14 protein-coding genes and 1 pseudogene are annotated in these 21,454 nt (G+C 65.5%); 11 read left to right on the plus strand and 4 right to left on the minus strand.

Annotated features, from left to right (window positions below; translation table 11 throughout):
- A partial coding sequence (locus tag KF791_16715; GenBank protein ID MBX3734220.1) for a prepilin-type N-terminal cleavage/methylation domain-containing protein occupies positions 1-197 on the plus strand: 197 nt, incomplete at its 5' end.
- Here the strand turns inward: KF791_16715 and KF791_16720 are convergent.
- Positions 151-804: a type II secretion system protein gene (locus KF791_16720; GenBank protein ID MBX3734221.1), complete on the minus strand. Its 654-nt coding sequence runs from the start codon at positions 802-804 to the stop codon at positions 151-153. The two genes, KF791_16715 and KF791_16720, sit on opposite strands and share 47 nt — an antisense overlap.
- A gap of 37 nt (positions 805-841) precedes the next feature.
- Here KF791_16720 and KF791_16725 point away from each other — a divergent pair, with 37 nt between their 5' ends.
- The 5 genes from KF791_16725 (at position 842) to KF791_16745 (ending at position 8,871) form a co-directional block, all read left to right on the plus strand.
- A complete protein-coding gene (locus tag KF791_16725; protein ID MBX3734222.1) occupies positions 842-2,221 on the plus strand; it encodes an MBOAT family protein in 1,380 nt (459 codons plus the stop codon).
- Between the two features lie 79 nt (positions 2,222-2,300).
- Positions 2,301-3,233 carry a hypothetical protein gene (locus KF791_16730; protein MBX3734223.1) on the plus strand — a complete coding sequence of 311 codons (933 nt, stop codon included), beginning with the start codon at positions 2,301-2,303 and terminating at the stop codon, positions 3,231-3,233.
- Positions 3,234-3,299: 66 nt separating this feature from the next.
- The gene (locus tag KF791_16735) at positions 3,300-3,782 is read left to right on the plus strand and encodes a hypothetical protein (protein MBX3734224.1); all 483 of its coding nucleotides are present in this window, start codon (positions 3,300-3,302) and stop codon (positions 3,780-3,782) included.
- A gap of 122 nt (positions 3,783-3,904) precedes the next feature.
- Positions 3,905-7,459, plus strand: a complete 3,555-nt coding sequence (gene mfd / locus KF791_16740; GenBank protein ID MBX3734225.1) for a transcription-repair coupling factor — start codon at positions 3,905-3,907, stop codon at positions 7,457-7,459.
- A 155-nt stretch (positions 7,460-7,614) separates the two neighbouring features.
- A complete protein-coding gene (locus tag KF791_16745) occupies positions 7,615-8,871 on the plus strand; it encodes an anaerobic sulfatase maturase (GenBank protein MBX3734226.1) in 1,257 nt (418 codons plus the stop codon).
- A 15-nt stretch (positions 8,872-8,886) separates the two neighbouring features.
- On the opposite strand, the gene KF791_16750 is transcribed toward KF791_16745, so the two are convergent.
- Complete coding sequence (locus tag KF791_16750; GenBank protein ID MBX3734227.1) at positions 8,887-10,983, minus strand: sulfatase-like hydrolase/transferase; 2,097 nt, start codon at positions 10,981-10,983, stop codon at positions 8,887-8,889.
- A gap of 269 nt (positions 10,984-11,252) precedes the next feature.
- Here KF791_16750 and KF791_16755 point away from each other — a divergent pair, with 269 nt between their 5' ends.
- Together KF791_16755 and KF791_16760 are read left to right on the plus strand one after the other, a co-directional pair.
- The gene (locus tag KF791_16755; GenBank protein ID MBX3734228.1) at positions 11,253-11,789 is read left to right on the plus strand and encodes a zf-TFIIB domain-containing protein; all 537 of its coding nucleotides are present in this window, start codon (positions 11,253-11,255) and stop codon (positions 11,787-11,789) included.
- Between the two features lie 517 nt (positions 11,790-12,306).
- A complete protein-coding gene (locus KF791_16760; GenBank protein ID MBX3734229.1) occupies positions 12,307-14,511 on the plus strand; it encodes a hypothetical protein in 2,205 nt (734 codons plus the stop codon).
- A 366-nt stretch (positions 14,512-14,877) separates the two neighbouring features.
- Here the strand turns inward: KF791_16760 and KF791_16765 are convergent, their stop codons facing one another.
- A complete protein-coding gene (locus tag KF791_16765; GenBank protein MBX3734230.1) occupies positions 14,878-15,066 on the minus strand; it encodes a hypothetical protein in 189 nt (62 codons plus the stop codon).
- A gap of 540 nt (positions 15,067-15,606) precedes the next feature.
- On the opposite strand from KF791_16765, the gene KF791_16770 reads away from it, so the two are divergent.
- A complete protein-coding gene (locus KF791_16770) occupies positions 15,607-16,089 on the plus strand; it encodes a fasciclin domain-containing protein (protein MBX3734231.1) in 483 nt (160 codons plus the stop codon).
- A 221-nt stretch (positions 16,090-16,310) separates the two neighbouring features.
- Here KF791_16770 and KF791_16775 read toward each other — a convergent pair.
- Positions 16,311-17,030: pseudogene (locus KF791_16775) on the minus strand (MBL fold metallo-hydrolase).
- 352 nt (positions 17,031-17,382) lie between these two features.
- On the opposite strand from KF791_16775, the gene KF791_16780 reads away from it, so the two are divergent.
- A complete protein-coding gene (locus KF791_16780; GenBank protein MBX3734232.1) occupies positions 17,383-17,607 on the plus strand; it encodes a hypothetical protein in 225 nt (74 codons plus the stop codon).
- Positions 17,604-21,440, plus strand: coding sequence for a serine hydrolase (locus tag KF791_16785; GenBank protein ID MBX3734233.1), 3,837 nt, complete (start codon positions 17,604-17,606; stop codon positions 21,438-21,440). Before KF791_16780 ends, KF791_16785 begins: the two co-directional genes overlap by 4 nt.
- Positions 21,441-21,454: the final 14 nt, after the last annotated feature.

A 21,454-nucleotide genomic window follows, 5' to 3' on the forward strand; every position in this document is an offset into this window, starting at 1 on the left:
GATCCAGAGAGTGCATTTTCGCGGCCAGCGATCTGGAGCGACCTGCCCGTGGTTTTACGCTAATCGAGTTGCTGACAGCCGTCGGTGTGATTGTGGTGCTGGCTGGAAATTGGCGATTCGGAACACGGCGCCACGCCGCCCCGGTTCGGATCAATCGAAATATCCGGGGAAGGTGTCCTTCTCAAAGAGTCCGATGAAGCCGAGGGCCTCGATCCTCGGGCGGCCCAGGGATTCGCCATGGCCGTCGAGAAACCAGCCGTTCACACGGTTGGCGTGACGCCCGTGGAGTTCGTAGTCCTCAACAATGCGAAACGTGTGGAATTGCCGCGCGGTGATCCCCTGACGTCCGCGGCTGGTGGTGTCCGCAGCGTGCAACTGGGCGTCGGGCTGCCGGACACGGTCGGTTTGCAAAAACTCCCGCAGGACCCCGGAGAGGTATTCGCCCGGCGGATCCACCCAGACGCCGTAGGTCGTCAGCCAATTGGTCAACGTCCATGGCGGGTACGTGGGGCAGAGGAAGGTCTTCCCCGGCAGGTTCTGCTGGGTGGCGAGGGTGCGAGCCCAGGTGTTGGTGGGAGAGAGCGGGTTTTGCAGGCGGACCAATCCGCGGTGGTCGTTCGCGTAGATCAGCGTGGCCAGGCCCGTCTGGCGGAGGCGTCCGAGACATTCCACCCCGCCGGCCCGCGAACGGGCCCGGGACAGGACGGGCAGGAGCAGGCCGGCAAGCACGGCAATGATGGCGGTGACCACCAGCAGTTCGATGAGGGTGAAGCCTCGCCCCCGCCCGATCCGTTGCGCCATCATCCTTGCAGACCATAGGAACCGGTCCGCTCGGGCGCCAATGCTCTTCAATTCCGGAACGTTCGTCGTCTTCTTCACCGCCTTCCTCGGCCTCTACTGGCTGGTGCGCGGCTCGGTGGCCTGGCGGAACCGCCTGATCGTCCTGGCAAGTTGGGGGTTCTACGGCGCCTGGGACTGGCGGTTCCTTCCGTTGCTCGTCGGGTCTTCGCTGGTGGATTACCACCTCGGGATCGCCGTTGAACAGGCGCGGGCCCCGTGGCGGACACGCCTGGTGGCGCTCAGCGTGGTCCTCAACCTCGGGCTGCTCGCGGTCTTCAAGTATTTCGATTTTTTCGCCGGTTCCCTGGCGACCATGATCACGCGGCTCGGCGGCACACCGGATTGGCCGACGCTGAACATCATCCTGCCCGTCGGCATTTCGTTCTACACCTTCCAGTCGCTGGGTTATGTGCTGGACGTCCACCGCGGCCGCGTCGCCGCCTGCCGGGATCCCACCGCGTTCCTGGCGTATGTCGCCTTCTTTCCGCAACTGGTCGCCGGTCCCATCGAGCGTGCGGCCCATCTGCTCCCGCAGTTCGCATCCACCCGGGTGATCACCGCCGGGGCCATCCGCGAAGGCCTGTGGCGGATCCTGGTGGGGCTGTTCCGCAAGGTCGTCGTTGCCGATTCCTGCGGTCGCGTCGCGGACCTGGCATTCGCTCAGGACCGGTTCACGGGGCCCGGGGTGTGGGTGGCCGTGGTCGCGTTCTCGCTCCAGGTCTATGGCGACTTTGCCGGCTACTCGGACATCGCCCGCGGGCTGGGACGCCTGCTCGGGTTTGAACTGCGGGTGAATTTTGCCGAGCCCTATCTCGCGGCCTCCATTCGCGACTTCTGGCACCGGTGGCACATGAGCCTTTCGGAATGGCTCCGGGATCATGTGTACCTCCCGCTGGGCGGGAACCGGTTCGGACACGCCCGCACCGTGGCGCATCTGATGATCACCATGCTTCTGGGAGGCCTGTGGCATGGCGCCGCCTGGCATTTTGTGGTCTGGGGGGCGTGGCATGGACTGGGACTATCCTCGAGAACTCTGTGGCCGGTCGCCCTGCCGGCAGCGCTTGGACGGATGCTCACCCTCGTTTTCGTCGGACTGGGCTGGTTGTGGTTCCGGGCACCGGAGATCGGAACGGCCTCCCGCATGTTTGCAGCCTTGCCGGAGCTGACCGCACCCATCTGGCTCGGAAGCGCCTGCATTCAACTGGTGTGGTTCGGATTACCCGCGTTGGCCCTGGACCTGATGGCCCGCGGAACGCGCGGACCGGACTGGGGCGCCACCCTGGGCACCGGATCCCGGATGGCGATCCAGGGGGCACTGCTGTTCGCAATCCTGTGCTATTGGCGCGGGGATGGTCCGCCGTTCATCTATTTTCAATTTTGAGTGGGTTATGAGGAGCCACGTCTATTCGTTCAGCGTTCGACAATGCCTGGCATCCATTGGTGCTCCACTGGTCGGACTGATGGCCGCCGCGATCGTGATCCGGACGCTGTTCGCCGTCGGGTTGTTGCCGGATCCGCGTCCGCAACGCGACATGGACCATGTGGTGCTGGGGCACCGTATCCAGTCCAGCCGACAACCGGCTTCGGTGATTCTCGTGGGAGACTCCTCGTGCCTGACCGGAGTGTCGGCGAGGCAGTTGAGCGGGGAACTCGGCATGCCGGTGGTCAACCTGGGTTCGGTCAGCACCCTGGGCCTGGATGACTTCGGGCGCCTGGCAGCGGAGGCGATGGCGTCCGGTGTACCTCATGCCGTCGTGCTGCTGGTGCATCCCGCGTTCCTTAGGCGTCCGGGTCCCGATCCGCAGATGGTGGCGCTCCTGGAGTGGCTGCGGCGGCCCGAGGGACGCTCCCCGGCATCGCGGGGATGGACGGGATACGCCTCTTGGTGGCTAGGGCTGGACGCTTTTCGGGACCGGGTGGAACCGTGGGTGCGCCCGGAAGTGATGCCGGGGGCATTTGGCGTCCGCTACGGATTTTCCAGGGATCTGTTGGGCGCGATGGATGCGGACGGGGGAGGGGTGGAGGACCCGGGCCGCTTCAATCCGGGTGCCGCCGTGCCGTTGCCGCCCCTGGAACTTTCGCCCCGACTGGAGGCCGCAGCGAGTCGGTTTGGCGGGCAGTTTCCAACAACGGTCACGGTTGCGGTGGGCATCACGCCCGTTCCGGAGTCTCTTGCCGATCCAGGGGAGGCTGCGCGCCACCGTCGGGCGCTGGAGGCCCTGGCAGGCTGGCTTGGGCCGCAGGTCGTTCCGCTGGAGGATCTCCCTGCGGTACTTCCTGACGGGGACTTCGCATCAGCGACTCACCTCAATGGGGCAGGGCGCGAGGCGTTCACCACCCGCCTCGCCGCGGCGTTGCAGCGCCGTTTGCCCGTGCCTGCCGCTGCCCGATGACCGGGGCGGTCTCCGGCAACTCCGGCTGGCACTTTCGGGGGCATCCGCTTCACTGGGGTGAGCACGATGAAACCTCCGCCCACCCCGCCCCCGGTCCCGCTTCATGAGGACTCGATGTTTCGCGCGCTGGTCATGCTGGCGTCGGCGGTGGGCATGGGAGGCGTGGTGGCGTCACTGACCACGCTGCGCCAGGGCCCGTTCGGCTTTGAGTTCCACTGGACCAGCCTGGCCATTCCCGCATTTGTCGCCGGCGCGCTGGTTGCCTGCGGGTACTGGGCGCTCATTTTCCGCTACTCTTCCCGTGCGGGCTCCGTCGGAGGCCGCCGATGGATCGCTGGGGCGTCCATCGCCCTGTTGGTCATGGCCGTCGTGGCGTTCCTGTACCCCATCCGGTTCATTCCGGAGCAAAAGCGTGGGGACGTCGTCATCGGGCTGTCGGCGGCCGTGGTGGTCCTGTCCGGCATTGGCTACCTGATCCATACGATCGTGAAGTGGCTGGATCAGGATGCCGGGGAGACCGGGGACGACGGGCCTGGATCGTCCGAGTGAGTCACGATCACGACGGCGGACCGGTCCCTTCGGCATTGCGAACCGGATCCGTCCCGGCACGTTGCGCGTGCTTGCCGGACGCTGGGTCCCATGAGGTCCGACCGGACCTGTTCGCCGCCGCCATGGCGGATCCCGTGATTGCCGCCCAACTCAAGAGGGCGGCCTCCGCCGGCGTGATGACGTGGCCCGGCCTGCAGCGTCCGGCCCATGCCTTCGTGTCCGCCCTGCTGGCGCGGCGGTTTCCGGGGCGGCAGGTGGTGGTGGTCGCCGACACCCTGCCGGCGCAGGAGGCGCTGCATGCGGATCTCTCGACGTGGCAGCGTGTGTCATCCCAGACGGAGATGGATGAACGGGCCGCCGCGAAGTCGGCGGTGCCCCTGTTCTTTCCCGCCTGGGAGGTGCTGCCGCACGAGCACAAGTTGCCGCATGCGGACGTCATCAGCGACCGGTTGGAAACCCTTCTGGCCCTGGTCGCTCACACGGAGGACGGTGGTCCCGCGGTCCGGGTGCCCGTGGTGACCAGCGCTGTGGCCCTGTCCCAGCGGTCGTTTGAGGCCGCGGCGTTGAGGGACCGCGTGCGATGGCTCCATCGAGGGGACACCGTCAACCCGCTCGATCTCATCGAGTGGCTGGAGGCGCAGGGCTACGAACCGGAGGCGCAGGTGACCCACAAGGGCGAACTCTCCTGGCGCGGCGGCATCGTGGATGTTTGGCCCATGCCGTCCCCATGGCCGGTGCGACTGGAGTTTTTCGGGGATGAATTGGAGTCTCTGCGGGAGTTTGACCCGGGGTCGCAGATGTCCCGGGAACCGGTCGAGCGCGTCCGAATCCCGCCGGCCGGCGAGATCGGCCTGCTCAAGATGCGTCCCGACGCCGTGACGCAGGGAAGCGTTTCCCCCGCTGCCTCCAAGCTGGGGACGCTGCTCGACTACCTGCCGCCCGACACGCTGCTGGTCCTGGGTGATCCCGGGGCCCTTGCCGACCAGGTGATGCGCCATGCCGGACAGGTGCCTCCGGAGGATCCGTTTCATGCCTCATGGGAGGAACTGCTGGCCAAGGCTGAACGGCGCGGCATGACTCTTGTGGCGCTGGAGTCGGTGGAGCACGCCGTTGCGGTCGGTGCGTTGCCGTCGCTCACGGCGGATTCGCTCGACGCCTTCCGGCCCATCGGTGCTGCGCTGCCCGAGGCGGCGGTGGCCGAGGCGCAACGCCGTGAATTCTTCCAACAGATGCACCGCTGGCTGCACCAGGGCTGGTCGGTGCATGTGTTCTGCAACAACGACGGGGAGCGTCAGCGGTTCGGGGAACTGTGGGCCGAATTCGGGCTGGGCACCCCGGAGCCGGAGCGCCATCGCGGCGCCATTTCCCGCGGATTTCTGCTCCCGGGCCCCCGGTCCGTGGTGGTGACGGATGCGGAGATCTACGGCCGTTACCGGGTGACACGCGCCCGGCGTCTGAAGTCCCCGCACGCTCAGGCCATGCGATCGGCCTTCGAGGTGGACTTTGCGGAGTTCGAGGAGGGCGACTTCGTGGTGCACCTCCAGAATGGAATTGGGATCTTTCGCGGACTGAAGACCCTGCCGCCCGCCCGGACCCGGTCCTCGGGGGGCGCGGATGCCGCCCCCACGGCGCCGGGGCAGGAGTGCCTCGTGATTGAATATGCGCCCCGGGAACCGGGAGGCGAGCCACCCCGGCTCTACGTCCCTGTCAGCGAAGCGCATCTCGTCAGCCGCTATGTCGGAGCGGGGAAGGCACGTCCCGTGCTCAGTTCCCTTGGGGGCACGCGGTGGACCCGCGCGAAGGAGGAGGCGGCCAACGCCGTCAAGGATCTTGCCAGCGAACTTCTGAGCGTGCAGGCGGCCCGTTCCACCCAGCCGGGAATTGCCCTGGCGGCCGACACCGCCTGGCAGCGGGAATTCGAGGCGGCCTTCGAGTATGAGGAGACACCGGACCAGTTGACGGCGATTGAGGTCGTCAAGAAGGACCAGGAGGCGGCGCGCCCGATGGACCGGTTGCTCTGCGGCGACGTCGGCTTTGGCAAGACCGAGGTGGCGGTCCGTGCCGCGTTCAAGGCGGTGATGTCCGGACGCCAGGTCGCCGTGCTCGTGCCGACCACCGTTCTGGCCCAGCAGCATTTCAACCAGTTTCGGGAGCGCATGGCCGGATACCCGGTGCGCATCGAGCTGCTCTCTCGTTTTCGGACCGGGCGGCAACAGCGGGCGTCGCTGCAGGCCGTGGCGTCGGGCACGGCCGACATCCTCATTGGCACGCACCGGATGCTGTCCGCGGACGTGGAGTTCAAGGACCTGGGACTGGTGGTGGTGGACGAGGAACAGAAGTTTGGGGTGCGCCACAAGGAGCGTCTGAAGCGGCTGCGGGCGACGGTGGATGTGCTGACCCTGAGCGCGACACCCATCCCGCGGACCCTGCACCTTGCGCTCAGCGGTGCGCGAGATCTGAGCACGCTGGAGACGCCACCGCAGGACCGGCTTCCGGTCGAGACCCTCGTGGGGAACTACGACGAGCGGGTGATTCGCGATGCCATCCTGAGGGAACTGGGCCGGGGCGGTCAGGTGAACTTCCTCCACAACCGCGTGGCGACCATCGAGGCGGTGGCGGCGAAACTCCGGGACCTGGTGCCCGACGCCCGTCTCGTGGTCGGGCACGGGCAGATGGATCCCGACGACCTGGAGCGGGTGATGACGCAGTTCGTGGCGGGGGAGGCCAATGTGCTGGTGAGCACCACGATCATCGAAAGCGGCCTCGATATTCCCAACGCCAACACCATCATCATTGACCGCGCGGACCGCTTCGGGTTGAGCGAGCTGTACCAGTTGCGTGGCCGGGTCGGACGCTACAAGCATCAGGCCTACTGCTACCTGATGCTGCCGCGCCATGCGCAACTGCTGACCGAGGCGCGCAAGCGCATGAGTGCGATCCGGCAGTACTCGGCGCTGGGATCAGGTTTCAAGATCGCGATGCGCGATCTGGAGATCCGGGGCGCCGGCAACCTGCTGGGGCCGCAGCAGAGCGGGCACATCACCGCGGTGGGATTTGACCTGTACTGTCAGCTGCTCAAGCAGAGCATCGCCTCCCTGCAGGGCGGCCAGGTTGGCCGACGTGTCGAGGTGACGGTCCGCCTTGATTTCCTTGCGATGAACCCGGGCGAAGAGGGCCGGTCCGATCCTCCGGGCGCTTCACGGGGCCGGCGGAGCAGTGCCCCGCCTGGCATCGAGGTGCCCCGCGAGGGCGTGGCCCTCTGGATCACGGACGAGACCCGGTCGCGGATGGCGGCGATGGAGGTGCCCGCGCCCCCGGAGCCCAAGACGCCCGCCTACCTGCCTCACGACTACTTGCGGGAACCCGCGCAGCGCCTGGAGATCTACCGCAAGCTGGCACAGGCGGGGCGTTCCGGTGACCTGGAGGCGCTGGCGTGCGAACTGCGGGACCGTTTCGGTCCGCCGCCGCCGCCGGTGGACCTGCTGCTGACCGTGCACGGGCTGCGGCTGCTGGCGGCTTCGCGTGGGGTCACGAGCGTGGAGGTGACTGCCGGCAAGGTGAAGCTCACCCGGAATCGGGAACTGATCACCGTGGGCGGCCAGTTCCCGCGGCTGGCAAAGCGCGACGCCCGGGCGCGCCTCAACGAACTCCGGCGCCTGCTGGAGTCGCTGGGGTGAGAATTCCGGGCCATGCCCCTCCCCGGTCACGCCGCCGAGATGCTCGAGGGTCCGTTTCTGGAGCTTCGGGTCCATCTTGCCGGGTCGTGTCGAACAGACCGGGTCCTGAGGCTTGCGGCGGCGAACAGATCGTCCACGATCTCCGGTACCACGCGATGAACACCCGCACCCCTGAGCCAAACGGCTTTCATGTCATGGCCAAGCCAATGGGCCCGGTGTGCAACTTGGACTGCACCTACTGCTATTACCTTGAGAAGGAGGCGATTTACCCCAGGGGTGAGTCCTTTCGCATGCCCGACGCGGTTCTTGATAATTACATCCGCCAGTACATCGCGTCGCAGAAGACCCGGGACGTGATGTTTGCGTGGCAGGGTGGCGAACCGACCTTGCTGGGCCTCGATTACTTCAGACGGATCGTCGAGTTGCAGCGGCGTTACGGGGCGGGTCGCGAGGTGTTCAACACGCTTCAGACCAATGCGACCCTGCTCGATGACGGGTGGTGCCGGTTCTTTCGGGAGCACCGTTTTCTGATCGGTGTCAGCCTCGATGGGCCACGGGAAATTCACGACGCATTCCGGGTGGACAAGGGCCGGCGGCCGACGTTTGACCGCGTCATGGCGGGTGTTGCGCTGCTCAAGGAGCATCAGGTTGAGTTCAACACGCTCACTGTGGTCAGTGCGGTGAATGTCATCCAGCCCGTCCAACTCTACGAATTCTTGAAGGAATCCGGGTCGGGGTATCTTCAGTTCATTCCCCTGGTCGAGCGGTTGCCGGCGGCCGGTGAGAACGGGCAAAATCTGGACTTTGCGGAACCACCCCACCCGGGGCAGGCGCCATCACCGGTCACGGAGTGGAGTGTCCCGCCCGGATCCTATGGTGAGTTTCTCTGCGCCATCTTTGATCATTGGGTCCGCCACGACGTCGGCCGGGTGTTCGTCCAGATTTTCGATGTCTCGCTGGGGATTTGGTCCGGGCATGGTCCCGGACTGTGTCTGTTCCTGGAGGATTGCGGTGAGGCCCTCGCGTTGGAGCACAACGGCGACCTGTTTTCCTGCGATCACTTTGTCTATCCGAAATACCGGCTTGGAAACATCCTGAATGATTCCTTGGGATCGTTGGTTCATTCCCGGGCGCAGCGGGAATTCGGGGAGGCCAAATCCGGCACGCTGCCGCGGTTTTGTCGAGAGTGCGACGTCCGGTTTGCCTGCAATGGAGAATGCCCGAAGCACCGTTTCCTCACATCGCCAGACGGGGAGCCCGGGCTCAACTACCTGTGTGCGGGTTATCGCCGGTTCTTCCGGCACGTTGATCCCTACATGCGAACCATGGCGGGCTTGCTCCGGCGTCGCCGGGCCCCGGCGGACATCATGGGCATGCTGCCGCAAGGCCCTCTCACCGCCCCCCTGATCTGAGCCAAGACGCTCGCTTCACGGCGCCGCCCCGCCGACGACGGTCGTCGGCTCCGGAATCGGATTCTCGGCAAGCGGCTCCCAGTTCAACCGGAAGAATGCCTCTCCGGCAACGGTCTGGTTGAGCCACATCGGTCCATTGTTGCCCGGAATCAGCGGACCCGAGTCCTCCCACCGCTGCAAATCTGCCGACACCTGTAGCTGATACTGGGTGTTTGAGCGGGAAATCCAGGTCAGTTGAACGGCACTCTGAACGGCGCCGTCGCCATCGGTCCATCGGTACAATCGGGCCGTAAAGTCCTCTGGAGGCGTGGCATCCTGGGGGGGCAGCGGCATCAGCTTCGTGTCCAGGGCGGCCTCCAGGTTGCCCATGACCCGCTGACGTTGCGCCACAATTGCGGCAGGCGGATGCTGCCCGGGCTGCTGTTGCATGGCCCATTCGGAATAATTGACCCGCTCCAGGGCCTTTCCTGATGCCGGGTCGGTGTCCGTTCCACCGTCGCTGGAACTGCGCAAGTCGTAGAATTCCGCTTGCGGTGCCGCGCTCCCGAGGCCGTCGAAGTAGTACACGTACTTGTAATCCTTTTCGATCAGCGCCCGCAGACGGTTGGGAGGTGGCACGATGCCATCGGGGAATCCCGCCGCCTCCTGGCCGCTCCAGATGTCATCGAAGGTGAAGAGCACGGAATCCTGAACCCGGGGACCGTCCGGGAATTCAATCAGCCGGCTGTAGTCCACTCCCTTGAATGGATACGGAGCCGGGTCAATGCCAAGCACGCCGCAGATCGTCGGCATCAGGTCCACATGCGACACGAGTTCGTGACAAACCCGCCCCTCGGGGAAAACGACTGGATTCGACCAGACGAGCGGCACGTTGGCCATCTCCTCGTAGCACATGAACGACTTCTGCCGAAGGCCGCCATGCGCCATCGCCATGTCGCCGTGGTCGGACGTGAAGACAATCCATGACTGATCGCGCAAGGTCCTCGCCCTTGCGGCATCCACGCTCCCGTCCACGCCGTCCAACAGGTCAAGCATCCGGACCAGATAGCGGTCGTTGAGCTTGATCAGGTTGCCATAGAAGTTGAGATATTGAAGTTTGAGGGAGTCCGTCGGCACGGGTCCGAGGCCGGCGGAGGCAGCAAGAAAACGGGCCTGGCATTGCGGCTTGTGATTCCTCAGGAGGTCTTCATGCGCGGTGGGCGGCACCTCGATCCTGAGGGGGCCCGTCTGCTCGGACCAGGGAGATGTGCCGTCGGTCCGCCCAAAGTACCCGCCCTCCAAGTAGGTTCCATTGCCGCCGAGGGCTTCACTCAGCCCGGGGCAGCCGAGGACGTCATGCGGGTTGATCAGGCAGACAACAAGGCAGAAGGGATTCTCTCCCGGGTTCTCAATCCGGTGCCGGAGGAACGCCATGACGCTGTCGCGTTCCCAGGACGGATTCGCAGGTCCGCCGGCCTGCGTAAAAATGTAGTCCGGATCCGTTGGATCACCCGTTGGAGGCTGCCAGGTGCTCCCGTCAAAGAACCGGCCGTCATGATCCGTCGAACCGCCCCCGTAATTCTTTAACTCGGCATTCCCACCTGCATCCGGAGAATTCCATTCCTCCATGCCGTATCGGGAGATGTCGTCGTCCACATGGCCGCCGTCCGGTTGGTCTACGCCCTTGCTCAAATGCCACTTGCCCTTCCAGACGACGTCGTAGCCCGCCTCGCGGAGGATGGTGCCCAGATTGGGGATCGTCGGATCCAGCTGGTGTTCCCCCTCCGACTGGCTCATGCCCTCCGAAAGCGTGTCGGTGCTGCGATGCTGGGCGGGGTACAACCCGGTGAACATGGTGGTTCGGGAGGGGGTGCACATGGCGGTGTTGGTGTACGCCCGGCGAAAGGACACTCCGCGGTTCCTCAGGCGGGTCAATCCGGGAAGATTGGCCTGCTCCCAGCCCTCGGGAAACCAGCGAAACTCCTGCTGCTGGTCCGTGGTGAACAGGATGAGGTTGCGCCGCTGGCGGATCAGGTCCATCGCTGGCGGACTACCCCATAGGTTCAACACACCGTGTGCTGCAGCGAGGGCACCGGCCCCCCCGAGGAGCTTGAGCACCTCACGTCGGGGCATCCCGTCCGGGGTGCCGGAAGGCCCACTGGTTGGTGGAAGGGGAGAAGGCACGTCGGAGTGCTACCAAAACAGGGGCTGATCTGACAAGAGGTGGCGGCGAAAAGTTTGGTGCGACAGGTCGCGAAGCTGCCGAGGCTGGAAGCGGACGCGGGGGATGAGGCTTTCAGGCGATGGCCTGCAGGTCCGGATGGTCAACGACCCCGATGTCCCGCCAGCCTTGCCCGGGTGGCGCCGCGAGGCAAATCTCCGGGCGTAGTTAATCCCGTTTCATGCCTGACGCCGCTTGCCCTGTCTGCGACGCCCATCCCGAGCTGCTCCGCCAGCAGGGCGAGCACGAGTCGTTCCGCTGTGTGCGCTGCGGGGGTTTCTGGGTTCCCGCGGTCACGCTCGCCGCGCTCACACGCCGTGCCGACGAGTTTCGCCTGCCGCCCGATCAGGCCGATGCCGTGCTCCGCCGCCCCGCCGCCCCCGGTCCGGCGCGCTACCGGCCGTGTCCCGTTTGCCGCGAGCTCATGAACCGCAACAACTACGCTCGCGTATCCGGCGTGGTGGTGGACGAGTGCCGCGCCCACGGCACTTGGTTCGACTGCGACGAACTGAACCGGGTGTTGGACTTCGTTCGCGCGGGAGGCCTTGACCGCAGTCGCGCCCGGGAGTGGGACGAACTCCGCGAGCGCGAGCGCCGCGCGAGGCGGGCCGGGCCCACCCCGGAACGCCGGGAGTGGTACGACCCCGCGTCTCCCGCGGGGACGTGGGACTGGGAGCTCGACGCCGCCGTGACGCTGGTGCGGGATTCCTTGGATTGAGCAGCCACCGCCACCGGGAGCCGACCGTCGTCAGGCGGCTTATACTCATTTTCACCCCGCCCGCGTCCTGATGGGCGGCTTGGGGGTTGTGGGTGTCCTGTCCACCATCGCGCGGGCGGACCTCACGGTCGGGGGGAGTCGAAACCATCGAGTGGACCACGGAATTTCGGCGGTGGTTTACCGACGGCGTGGTTGTGGTCGAAAATGAGGACTTCGGCAACCGGATGGTCTGCACCGCGTGCCTGCCGCTCATCGCAGGGCAACCGCTCTGCGTCCGCTACACGTTGGCCCAGGAGACCGGGGAATAACCGCGCCCGACCGGAAATGGACGCTGCCGAGCGCACGGGCAGCAGATCGGTATTGTCAAGAATCTGAAGCGTGGCGTCCGAGCCGTTCAATGGCGCCGTCTTTGCGGGTCCGTGCTGGCGATCCTGGAATCCTGTGGTGAGCCAGGGCAACGGCCTCCGCATTGGCGGAGCTTTTCACCGACGGCCACATGTGACATGCTGCCGCCTTCATGAAAGCCTTTGCCTTCGCGCTGGCCTGCGTGGCGCTTCCCTTCCTCGTTCCTGAAGCGCTGGCGGCGGTGTCCGGACTGGCGACGGGACCGAAGTTGTCGGTGGAGAAAGTCGGCGTGAACGTTCTGGTGGAATGGCCTGAGGACGCCATCCCCGACGGCTATGCCCTCGAGAGTTCGAGCGCGATTTCGGATCTGACCTGGGATCGTGTTCCAGGCGTCGCGACGAACGCCATTCTGCTGAGTCCGGGTGCGATCACCCGATATTTTCGCTTGAGCAACGCGGCGGCCGGCGGTGCCTTGCTCCGCGGGACCGTGCAGACCGGCGGCACGGCATCCGCCCGGCCGCTCCCGGGGCTTCAGGTCCTCTTGGTCGAAGCCACCGAGGATCGTCCGCTCGTCGTGGATCAGGCGACTTCCGGTCCGGACGGCACTTTTGAGCTCCGGTCGCCACGCGTGTCGTCCGAGAGTGTGTTTGTCGTCACGGCATCGCTCGACGGTGGCGTGGAGCTGGTCTCCGCGCTTGGGCCAACGCTGCCGTCCCGGATCACGGTGAACGAACTCACCACGGTGGCGGCCTCGTATGCCTTCGCCCAGTTCTACCGGGCGGGCGAAATTCGGGGCGATGCCTCCGCACTCCGGATCGCGGCCGCGATGAACGAGAATCTGGTGGAACTGGGCGGCGGCGGGTCGTCGGACGTTCTCCTGACCTCCCCGAACGCCGATGAGTCGAACTCCCTGCGATCCACACGGGCTCTGGCCAATCTCCTGGCCTCCTGTGTCGCCGACCCAATGGTGGCCCGGCAGTTCTTCAGCCTGACCGCCGACCCCCGACTTCCGACGCCCACCACGACGTCCCAGGCAATGGCCAGTCTTGCGCGAAATCCTGGAGAAAACGTGCTGTCCATCTACGGGCTGACCACCAACGTCACGCCCTACTGGCCGAGCTTGGAGTCCGCGCCGGATGCCTGGACCGTGACCGTGAAGGTCAACGACTCCGGTGATGACCAGTACCTGATCGGCGGCATGGGCAACATCGCCTTCGACCATCGTGGCAACGCCTGGATCTCGGACAACGTGGTCCAGGGAACGCCGTTCTCCAGCCGGATGCTGGTGGTGATGCAGCCCAATGGAAAGCCGGGCTCCGGCGCCGCTGGAACCCCGCGGTCCCCGATCACGACCGGGGGACTCCTGGGCGGCGGCTACGGGATTGCGATTGATCCGAAAGGTTCGGTGTGGGTCGGCAACTTTGGCTGGGGCCCGGTGACCAACTGCCTCTACTACCCGACCAACAGCCCCGGCTGCAATGGCAGCGCATCGCAGTTCACAGCGGATGGTGTCGCGATCTCCGGTCCTCTCGGATACCAGGGCGGCCCGGTCCGGGCCCAGGGCCTTGCCTCGGATTCCGCGGGCAACATTTGGATCACCAGTTATGGCACCGACTCCGTCCATGTGTTTCTCAATGGGGATCCGGAAGATGTCGTGTCCCTGCCGCTGTACGCGGGGAGTCAGCCGTTTGACGTTCAGATTGGCGAGGACGGCACCGCGTGGGTCAGCTGCGGCGGTGGCATCTCCGGCGAGTACCCGAGCAATCTGTTCCGGTTGCAGCTGGCGGGACGCCAGTTGAATGTCTTGTGGGAGGCTCCTTTCGGGAAGGCCATCAAGGGATTGTCCCTGGATTCCAAGGGGAATGCCTGGGTTGCCTCCCAAGGGGACAGCAAGGTGTATGCGGTCGCGCCGGACGGAACGGTGCTTGGCGGGTATGGTGATGGCGCCGGTGGCGTGGACGGACCGTGGGGTGCGACCGTGGATGGCGAAGACCATGTCTGGGTTGCCAACTTTGGGCCGCTCGGGCTCGCACCGTACGCCTCCCGCCTTTCCAAGCTTGCCGGCGCCGATCCGGAGACCCGCCCGCCCGGACTCCGCATGGGCGACCCGATTTCACCACCGACCGGCTACACCGTACCCACCGCCGGCAGCCAGGTGCTGCTGCACAACGGGACGCCGCTTTATGGCACCAACGCTCCGCCGGCCTATGATCCGTTGCAACGCCTTACCGTGGCGGGTATTGACCGGGCTGGAAACCTTTGGGCGCTGAACAACTGGAAAAACAATTTCGCCGTGGACTTTGCCGAGAACCCCGGCGGCGATGGCATCGTGATCTTTGTCGGCATTGCCGCACCACCGCGGCGGCGCGATTGGTGAGAAGCCCGGTCCCATGGTTGCATCCACCCCTGGACCATTTGGCTTCTGTCTGCCGACGATAAGGTGATTCCGGCATCCGGGCCGCCGATGGCCATCAAAGCCACCACCGGACTCGCTCCCGCCAGGCCAATTATCATCTCCAATTATCCGGTATCGGCATTCACGAATGCTGTCGCCGTCGCCATCAAATGGGGGGAGGAGTATCACATTTCGAAATTGAGCCCATAGCGATTGATCTGGAGGGAGGGGGTGGGAATCGGCGCGAATCAGGAATGATGACGGTGGAATTTCTTGAGCGGATCAACTGCGCGGCGGGGCGGCTCCAGCGTGCAACGTTCTCCGGCAATAAAATGTCCACAACGGAAACTATCTCACCTCGTCCGGCCTCCGGCTCGCGGCGAAATAGATCACGTAAAACCAGGACAGAATTCCTGCCAGAATCGCCCAGAGGATCGAACGATTGCGCTGCCATGAACACACGATGGCGATGGCAGAGCCGATGCCAATGCCCGTCTGGGCGACGGTCTGGGTTTGGGTGACCACTTGTGCAAGCATTGTAACGGTTTCGTTCTGTTGGTTTGCCGTGCCGCCGAACGACGGTCTGCATGACCGACGGATCGTCTGCGGCGTATCCGGACATACCGCGGAGTTTTCGTTTGGTAAACCTCCAAATGCCACGGACTTGCGGTGGTGGGGCGCGGATCGGCGGTCCCTCGTCCGCAAGCGCGGTCGGTCGAGGGGTCGCACGACAGTTTGGGGACCCTTGAACGGTCTGATGTTGTGAGGGTTGTGGAACGGTGGAGCGGCAAATGCTGCCGGTTTCCCCGTTCCTTGGCACTGACACGCCGGTTGTCCGCGGCGTCCGAAACAGGTCCGCAACGCCGCCGTGTTCCTTTGCGCCGAGAGTTCCCAACGAGCGTGGGACAACCCCGGAGCACCATCCGAGCGCGGTGGCGAAACTTGAGGTCGACAGAAAATAGACAGTAGTTTGACAGCTTTGAAATGCGTGGAAGGTTGGTTTTGCAGTCAGCACGCGTCGGATTCCGGCCGTGGGGATGGCTCAACAAAAAACAGAACATCCAGAAAAGGAATTCAATGAACAGGAAATCAATGATCGCTCTCGCAGCCTCCATCGTGGCCTCGCTCGGGTTGATGGGCGGAGAGACCAAGAAGGACATCGTGGAGGTCGCCGTTGAGGCGGGCTCTTTCAAAACGCTGGTCGCCGCCGTGCAGGCGGCCGGTCTCGTGGACGTGCTCAAGGGGGACGGGCCGTTCACGGTATTCGCCCCCACGGATGAGGCATTTGCCAAGCTTCCGGCCGGCACGGTCGAGTCCCTCCTGAAGCCGGAGAACAAGGAGAAGCTCGTGGCCATCCTGACCTACCACGTCGTGGGCGGTTCTGTGAAGTCGGGCGAAATCAAGCCCGGCGGCGTGAAAACGGTGCAGGGCCAGGAAGTGACACTCTCGCTCGCGGACGGGGCGGTGCGTGCGGATGGGGCCAAGGTGGTCAAGGCCGACATCATCGCATCGAACGGTGTGATCCACGTGATTGATGCCGTGATTCTTCCGAAGCATTGAAGGCACTCGGGGAGCCGCGGGTTGGGCGGTTCCAAATCGGACTGCCGCGCACGGGCGGGTGAACTTCGTGGAATTTGGAACGTCGGGTTTCCAGTCCCACGGATTGATCACCCGTCCTTTTTGTTGTCTGGCCGGTCAAGGATTGCCGCCTCCGCCAACATGGGGTGGCTCCCTGAATCCATTCGTTGGCTCGCGTCCGCGGTATCGTCCGAAGGTTCGGCCTGATCGAAATTCTCCCGGATCACCTCTGCGAGGTCCGTAAGTAACCTCTCACCCTGGCCGCGGTAGGATGAACCGTGCATGACCGCCAGTGTCTCTGGTTTCAGGGCGGCGAGGGAGTACAGGACCCCTTCGGTCTGGCGCGTGTAGGGCATGTAACCGGCCAGCGGGCCCTGCTGCAATCGCTGCATTGCGCTGCGCGTCGGCTCGATGAGGTCCGACGAGGTCAGCGGTGCGACATCGCCGAAGTGGTGGAAGAGATCCGAACAGAACAGCGTCCTGCGCGTTTCCTCGAACAGGACACCGGCATCCCATCCGTGGGGAATATGCGGGGAACGGTGAAACCGGTAGCGATACTTTCCCGTGATCAGGACGTCGCCGGATGTCATCCCGCGAGCCGGGCGGATGGAGAAGTCGTCCACACTGACCAGCTTGCCGACGAGCGTGCAGACCGGCTCGGCACGGGGCGCAAGCTGCAACCATTCGTTGAGTGCACCGCACTCGTCGGATTCAAAGTGACTCCAGGCGATATGTCGGAGCATTGAGGGATCCATCAGCGAAGCCACGGCCTGGCGCAAGTCCGGGAACATGCCCTTCAACCCCGCGTGAAAGAGCAGCGGCTCCTCGTCACGCACCAGGAAATGGTTGAACTGCATGTCGAGGCTGGGGACGTAGACGGCGAGTCGGAACAGGTCTGGGGCGATCTCGTTGATGGTGGTCATGGAAACGAGGGTAGGGAACCCCGACGCAGAGGGAAAGTGCGCGGGAACCTCGCGCTGGCGACGCATCGGGGGCAGGATCTGCCGCCGCAAATTCACATGAGGTCTATCCAGTCCCGCATGGCGGCTCCGGCCGTGCCGGCTCAGGCTGGAAGGAAATCTTGCGTCCCTTGCTCCCGTCCGGCGCTCCCCGGATCCTGCCGTCCCAATCCCGATGACCCCCTCTCCCTCGAATCGCCCCCAATGAACTCCCGCGGACTCAATCGCCCCGCCTCTGCCGTTCCCGACACGGACGCCGCCCCGCGGGTGTGGCGCGACACCCCGGGGTTTCCCGTGCTGTTCAGCGAGCTGGTGCATGGCGGCAGTGTGCGGCATCACTTCCAGCGATCTGGCAACTCGCGGCCTGGGTGTCCGCAAGGCCTGGGTTGCCGGACAGCTCCTGCCCGGCGTTCCCGTCTGGCGACTCGGACCAGAATCCCGGTTTCCGGGACTGACCTACGGGGTGTTTCCGGGGAATGTCGGGGGTCCCGAGGCCCTTGCGCTGGCCCGTCAACGCCTCAATGCCGTCCCCGACTCATGAAGCCTCACTGGAAATGGTCCCTCTGGTTCTGTCTGCAACTCGGCCTGGTCGCGCTCGCGGGTCCCCCGCGGCCTGTGGCCGGGCCCGAACTGGTTTTCGAGGAGCTCGACGGCCTGGTGGCTGTCGAGGCGGAGCATTTCCACCGCCAGAGCCTCGACGCAGTCCGCTCCTGGCATCTCACGGCGCCGGAGCGCATCCCAGTTGTCGAACCGGACGGGGATCTGCCGCACCTGGAGGAAGCCAGCGGCGGCGCCTATGTCGAGTTGCTGCCGGACACGCGCCGGACGCATGGCGATCCGCTGGTGCCTGGTGAAAACTTTTCCAGCGGGCCGGGTCGGATGGCCGTGCTGCATTACAAGGTGTGGTTCAACAACCCGGGACGGTACTATGTGTGGGTCCGTGCCTTCTCGACCGGCACCGAGGACAATGGGCTCCATGTCGGCCTCAATGGTCGCTGGCCCGAAAGCGGCCGGAGGATGCAGTGGTGCGATGGCAAGGATTCGTGGCGTTGGGAAAGCCGGCAACGCACGGAGTCGGAACACTGTGGCGTGCCGCACGCCATCTATTTGGATATCCCCAACGCGGGCGAACATGAGGTCCAGTTTTCCATGCGGGAGGATGGCTTCGAGTTCGACAAGTTCCTCCTTACGAACCGGAGGGAATTCCCGCGGCCGCAGGATGCCGGTCCTGCGTCACGCATCCGGTACGGTGTGCTCCCCGACCTGGCGGCCGCCACGTCGGAGGATCCAGCGCCGGAGCCCCCGCGTCCGGGAGGGATCGCCCGGCCTTTTCCCGGGCACTGGGGACCGCCACCCAGGATTCAGACCATGGACTACCGTCCGTTGCCCGGCGGGTACGGGTTTGGCAGTTCCACTCTGGCGGCGTGGATCCGGCGCAACATGGAGCAGGACGTCGCGGGAGGTGCGGGCGGGGGTGTCCGGGTCACCGGTGAGCCGCGTCAGTGGCACACGGTCACGCTCACCTTCGACGGCCCGGAGTCGGACGAGACGGCGACTCCCAACCCGTTCCTCGACCACCGGCTGGATGTGACCTTCACACATGCGGCCAGCGGTGAGTCGCGCATTGTGCCGGGCTTCTTTGCGGCAGATGGCAACGCGGCCGAGACCTCGGCGACCGGTGGCAACCAATGGCGGGTCCACTTCTCGCCGAACCGGACCGGCGAATGGCGCTGGCGGGTCTCGTTCCGCACGGGAATTGACGTCGCCGTGGCCGACTCCCGCGAGGCCGGCGAGCCGTGGGCACCGCTCGACGGACACCACGGGTCCGTGCGGATCGGTCCGGGAGACGCCGTGGCTCCGGACCTGCGGTCCAGGGGGCACCTGGAATATGTCGGTGAGCGCTATCTGCGATTCGCCGGGGATGGCACCCGGTATCTCAAGGGCGGCGTGGACAGCCCGGAGACGCTGCTGGGATACGCCGACTTTGACGGCACCTACCGGGACCTCAGCCGCACCAACCGGCCGCCATCTCCGAACCCAATCATCGGCCTGCCGGCGCTCCAGGACGGCCTGTTGCGGTTCGAATCCCACGTGCAGGACTGGCGTGAGGGTGATCCGGCCTGGAAGGATGGACGGGGCAGGGGGCTGATCGGTGGTCTGAACTACCTGTCCAGTCAGGGCGTCAACTCCGTCTATTTCCTGACCATGAATGTCAACGGAGACGGGCGGAACGTCTGGCCGTGGGTGGACCCATGGATTCGCGACCGGTTTGACTGCTCCAAGCTCGACCAGTGGGACCTGGTGTTTCGCCACATGACGCGTCTGGGGATCCAGTTGCACCTGGTCACCCAGGAGACGGAGAACGACCATCTGCTGGACCGCGGCCATCTGGGACGAGAACGCAAACTTTACTACCGGGAACTGGTCGCGCGCTTTGCGCATCATCCGGCGGTCACGTGGAACCTGGGCGAGGAGAACGTCCAGAGCGTGGATCAGCAGCGGGCCTGTCTGGCCTGGCTGCGGGACTTGCTGCCCTACCGCCAGCATCTCGTCGTGCACAACGACCACTGGCATGCGAAGAACTTGCGCGAGACGTTCGATCCCCTGCTGGGTGGCACGATCGTTGACGCCAGCGGGTTCCGGGACCGACCGGCGGTGGACTGGCCGGGGGGGCGGGTGCCGCTGTTGACCGGGACCGCCCTTCAGGATTTCCACTGGCCGGACGTTCACCCCCACGTCCGTCACTACGTGCAGGCCAGCGCCGCGGCAGGGTTGCCTTGGGTGGTCACGGCGGACGAGTTGGGTGGCGCCAATTTCGGCACGCTGCCTGACGCCATGGATCCGGATCACGACGACCCGCGGCGCTTCGGGCTCTGGGGAACGCTCATGGCCGGCGGTGCCGGGGTGGAATGGTATTTTGGCTGGCAGAACAACAGCCCGACCAGCGACCTGTCCTGCGAGGACTGGCGCACGCGGGAGGGCATGTACCGCCAGACGCGGATCGCGCTCGCGTTTTTCCACGAGCATCTGCCGTTCTGGCGGATGGTGCCGGCCGATGAGGCGGTGACGGGCCATGGCGTGTCGGCCCTCCTGGCCCCCGGCGAACTGCTGGCCATTTACCTGCCCAATGGCGGCGGCACCCGGTTTGACCTCGGGGCGATGCCGGGACGGTACGAGGTGAAGTGGTTCAACCCGCGGGAGGGCGGTGCCCTGCGGGACGGCGAGGTCCGCACGGTACGCGGCCCCGGTCCGGCCTGGACTGGATTTCCGCCAGAACATCCTTCCAAAGACTGGCTGGCACTGGTCCGGCGCGTGCCCGAAACGGCACCGTCCGCGATGGAGTTTCCGGGGACCGCATGGCGGGAGATGTCTCCGGCGGATGTCGGGGTTCATCCCAACGGATTGCATCACGCGCTGAACTACTGGCGCATGCACACCGGGACCAACGGTGTGGACGAGGTGGTGCTGGTCCGGCGGGGCGTGGTGTTTCACAAGGGGGCCGCGGCGGATCGCGTCCATAACGTATGGTCCGTGACCAAGCCGGTCACCAGCACGGCGCTCGGGTTGCTCATCGGGGACGGGATGGCCTCCCTGGACGCGAAGGCTGGCGGGATCGAACCTCTGCTGGATCCCCTCTATCCGCGGGTCACGTTGAGGGATTTTGCGACCATGACCAGCGGGTATGACGCGGTGGGGCGGAGCCGGTGGGGTGCCGACAGTGCGGATTGGTCGGCGACGCCCTACGAGCCGGCGCCGCCCCTGTTCCCGCCGGGAACGAAATTCGCCTACTGGGACGAGGCGCAGATGATGTTTGGGCGCGTCCTGACACGGTTGGCGAACCGGGACCTGTTCGAACTGCTGCGCGAGCGGCTCTTCGATCCGATTGGCATGCGGGTGGCGGACTGGACGCCGGAAGGCGAGGTTGTGGGCCTCACCATCCGCAACGGGTGCACCGGGCTGCATGTGGATGCCCTGGATCTGGCGCGCCTCGGGCATCTGTTCCTGAACGAAGGCCGCTGGAGCGGCCGCCAGATCGTGCCGTCTGCCTGGGTCCGTGAGGCCACGCGGGTGCAGGTCCCGGCGCAGCTGCCCGTGGCGGACACGGACCGGCGCCAGATCAAGGGGCCGGGTGCGTACGGGTACAACTGGTGGGTCAATGGGCGCGGCCCAGACGGGCGCTTGGAGCTGCCGCATGCCCCGCCGGGCACCTATTACGCCGCGGGCTTCAACCACAACCTCTGCGTGGTCATCCCGGAATGGGAGATGGTCCTGGTGCGCCTGGGAACCGACGGCAATCCCGCCGGGGGCCATGCGGCCGTCCTCGACGCCTTCATCCGCCGCATGGGCATGGCGGTGAGTCCGCTGGGCGACTAGGGCGCCGGAACTGC

The sequence above is a fragment of the Verrucomicrobiia bacterium genome, assembly GCA_019634635.1.
GTDB lineage: Bacteria > Verrucomicrobiota > Verrucomicrobiia > Limisphaerales > UBA9464 > UBA9464.

Bases quoted from the DNA above. Each gene is read 5' to 3' on its own strand.
- KF791_16735 (MBX3734224.1), top strand. From the start codon at position 3,300: ATGAAACCTCCGCCCACCCCGCCCCCGGTCCCGCTTCATGAGGACTCG.
- KF791_16725 (MBX3734222.1), top strand. From the start codon at position 842: ATGCTCTTCAATTCCGGAACGTTCGTCGTCTTCTTCACCGCCTTCCTC.
- mfd (MBX3734225.1), top strand. From the start codon at position 3,905: ATGGCGGATCCCGTGATTGCCGCCCAACTCAAGAGGGCGGCCTCCGCC.
- KF791_16765 (MBX3734230.1), bottom strand. From the start codon at position 15,066: ATGCTTGCACAAGTGGTCACCCAAACCCAGACCGTCGCCCAGACGGGC.
- KF791_16785 (MBX3734233.1), top strand. From the start codon at position 17,604: ATGAAGCCTCACTGGAAATGGTCCCTCTGGTTCTGTCTGCAACTCGGC.
- KF791_16750 (MBX3734227.1), bottom strand. From the start codon at position 10,983: ATGCCCCGACGTGAGGTGCTCAAGCTCCTCGGGGGGGCCGGTGCCCTC.
- KF791_16780 (MBX3734232.1), top strand. From the start codon at position 17,383: ATGGCGGCAGTGTGCGGCATCACTTCCAGCGATCTGGCAACTCGCGGC.
- KF791_16730 (MBX3734223.1), top strand. From the start codon at position 2,301: ATGGCCGCCGCGATCGTGATCCGGACGCTGTTCGCCGTCGGGTTGTTG.
- KF791_16760 (MBX3734229.1), top strand. From the start codon at position 12,307: ATGAAAGCCTTTGCCTTCGCGCTGGCCTGCGTGGCGCTTCCCTTCCTC.
- KF791_16770 (MBX3734231.1), top strand. From the start codon at position 15,607: ATGAACAGGAAATCAATGATCGCTCTCGCAGCCTCCATCGTGGCCTCG.
- KF791_16755 (MBX3734228.1), top strand. From the start codon at position 11,253: ATGCCTGACGCCGCTTGCCCTGTCTGCGACGCCCATCCCGAGCTGCTC.
- KF791_16720 (MBX3734221.1), bottom strand. From the start codon at position 804: ATGATGGCGCAACGGATCGGGCGGGGGCGAGGCTTCACCCTCATCGAA.
- KF791_16745 (MBX3734226.1), top strand. From the start codon at position 7,615: ATGAACACCCGCACCCCTGAGCCAAACGGCTTTCATGTCATGGCCAAG.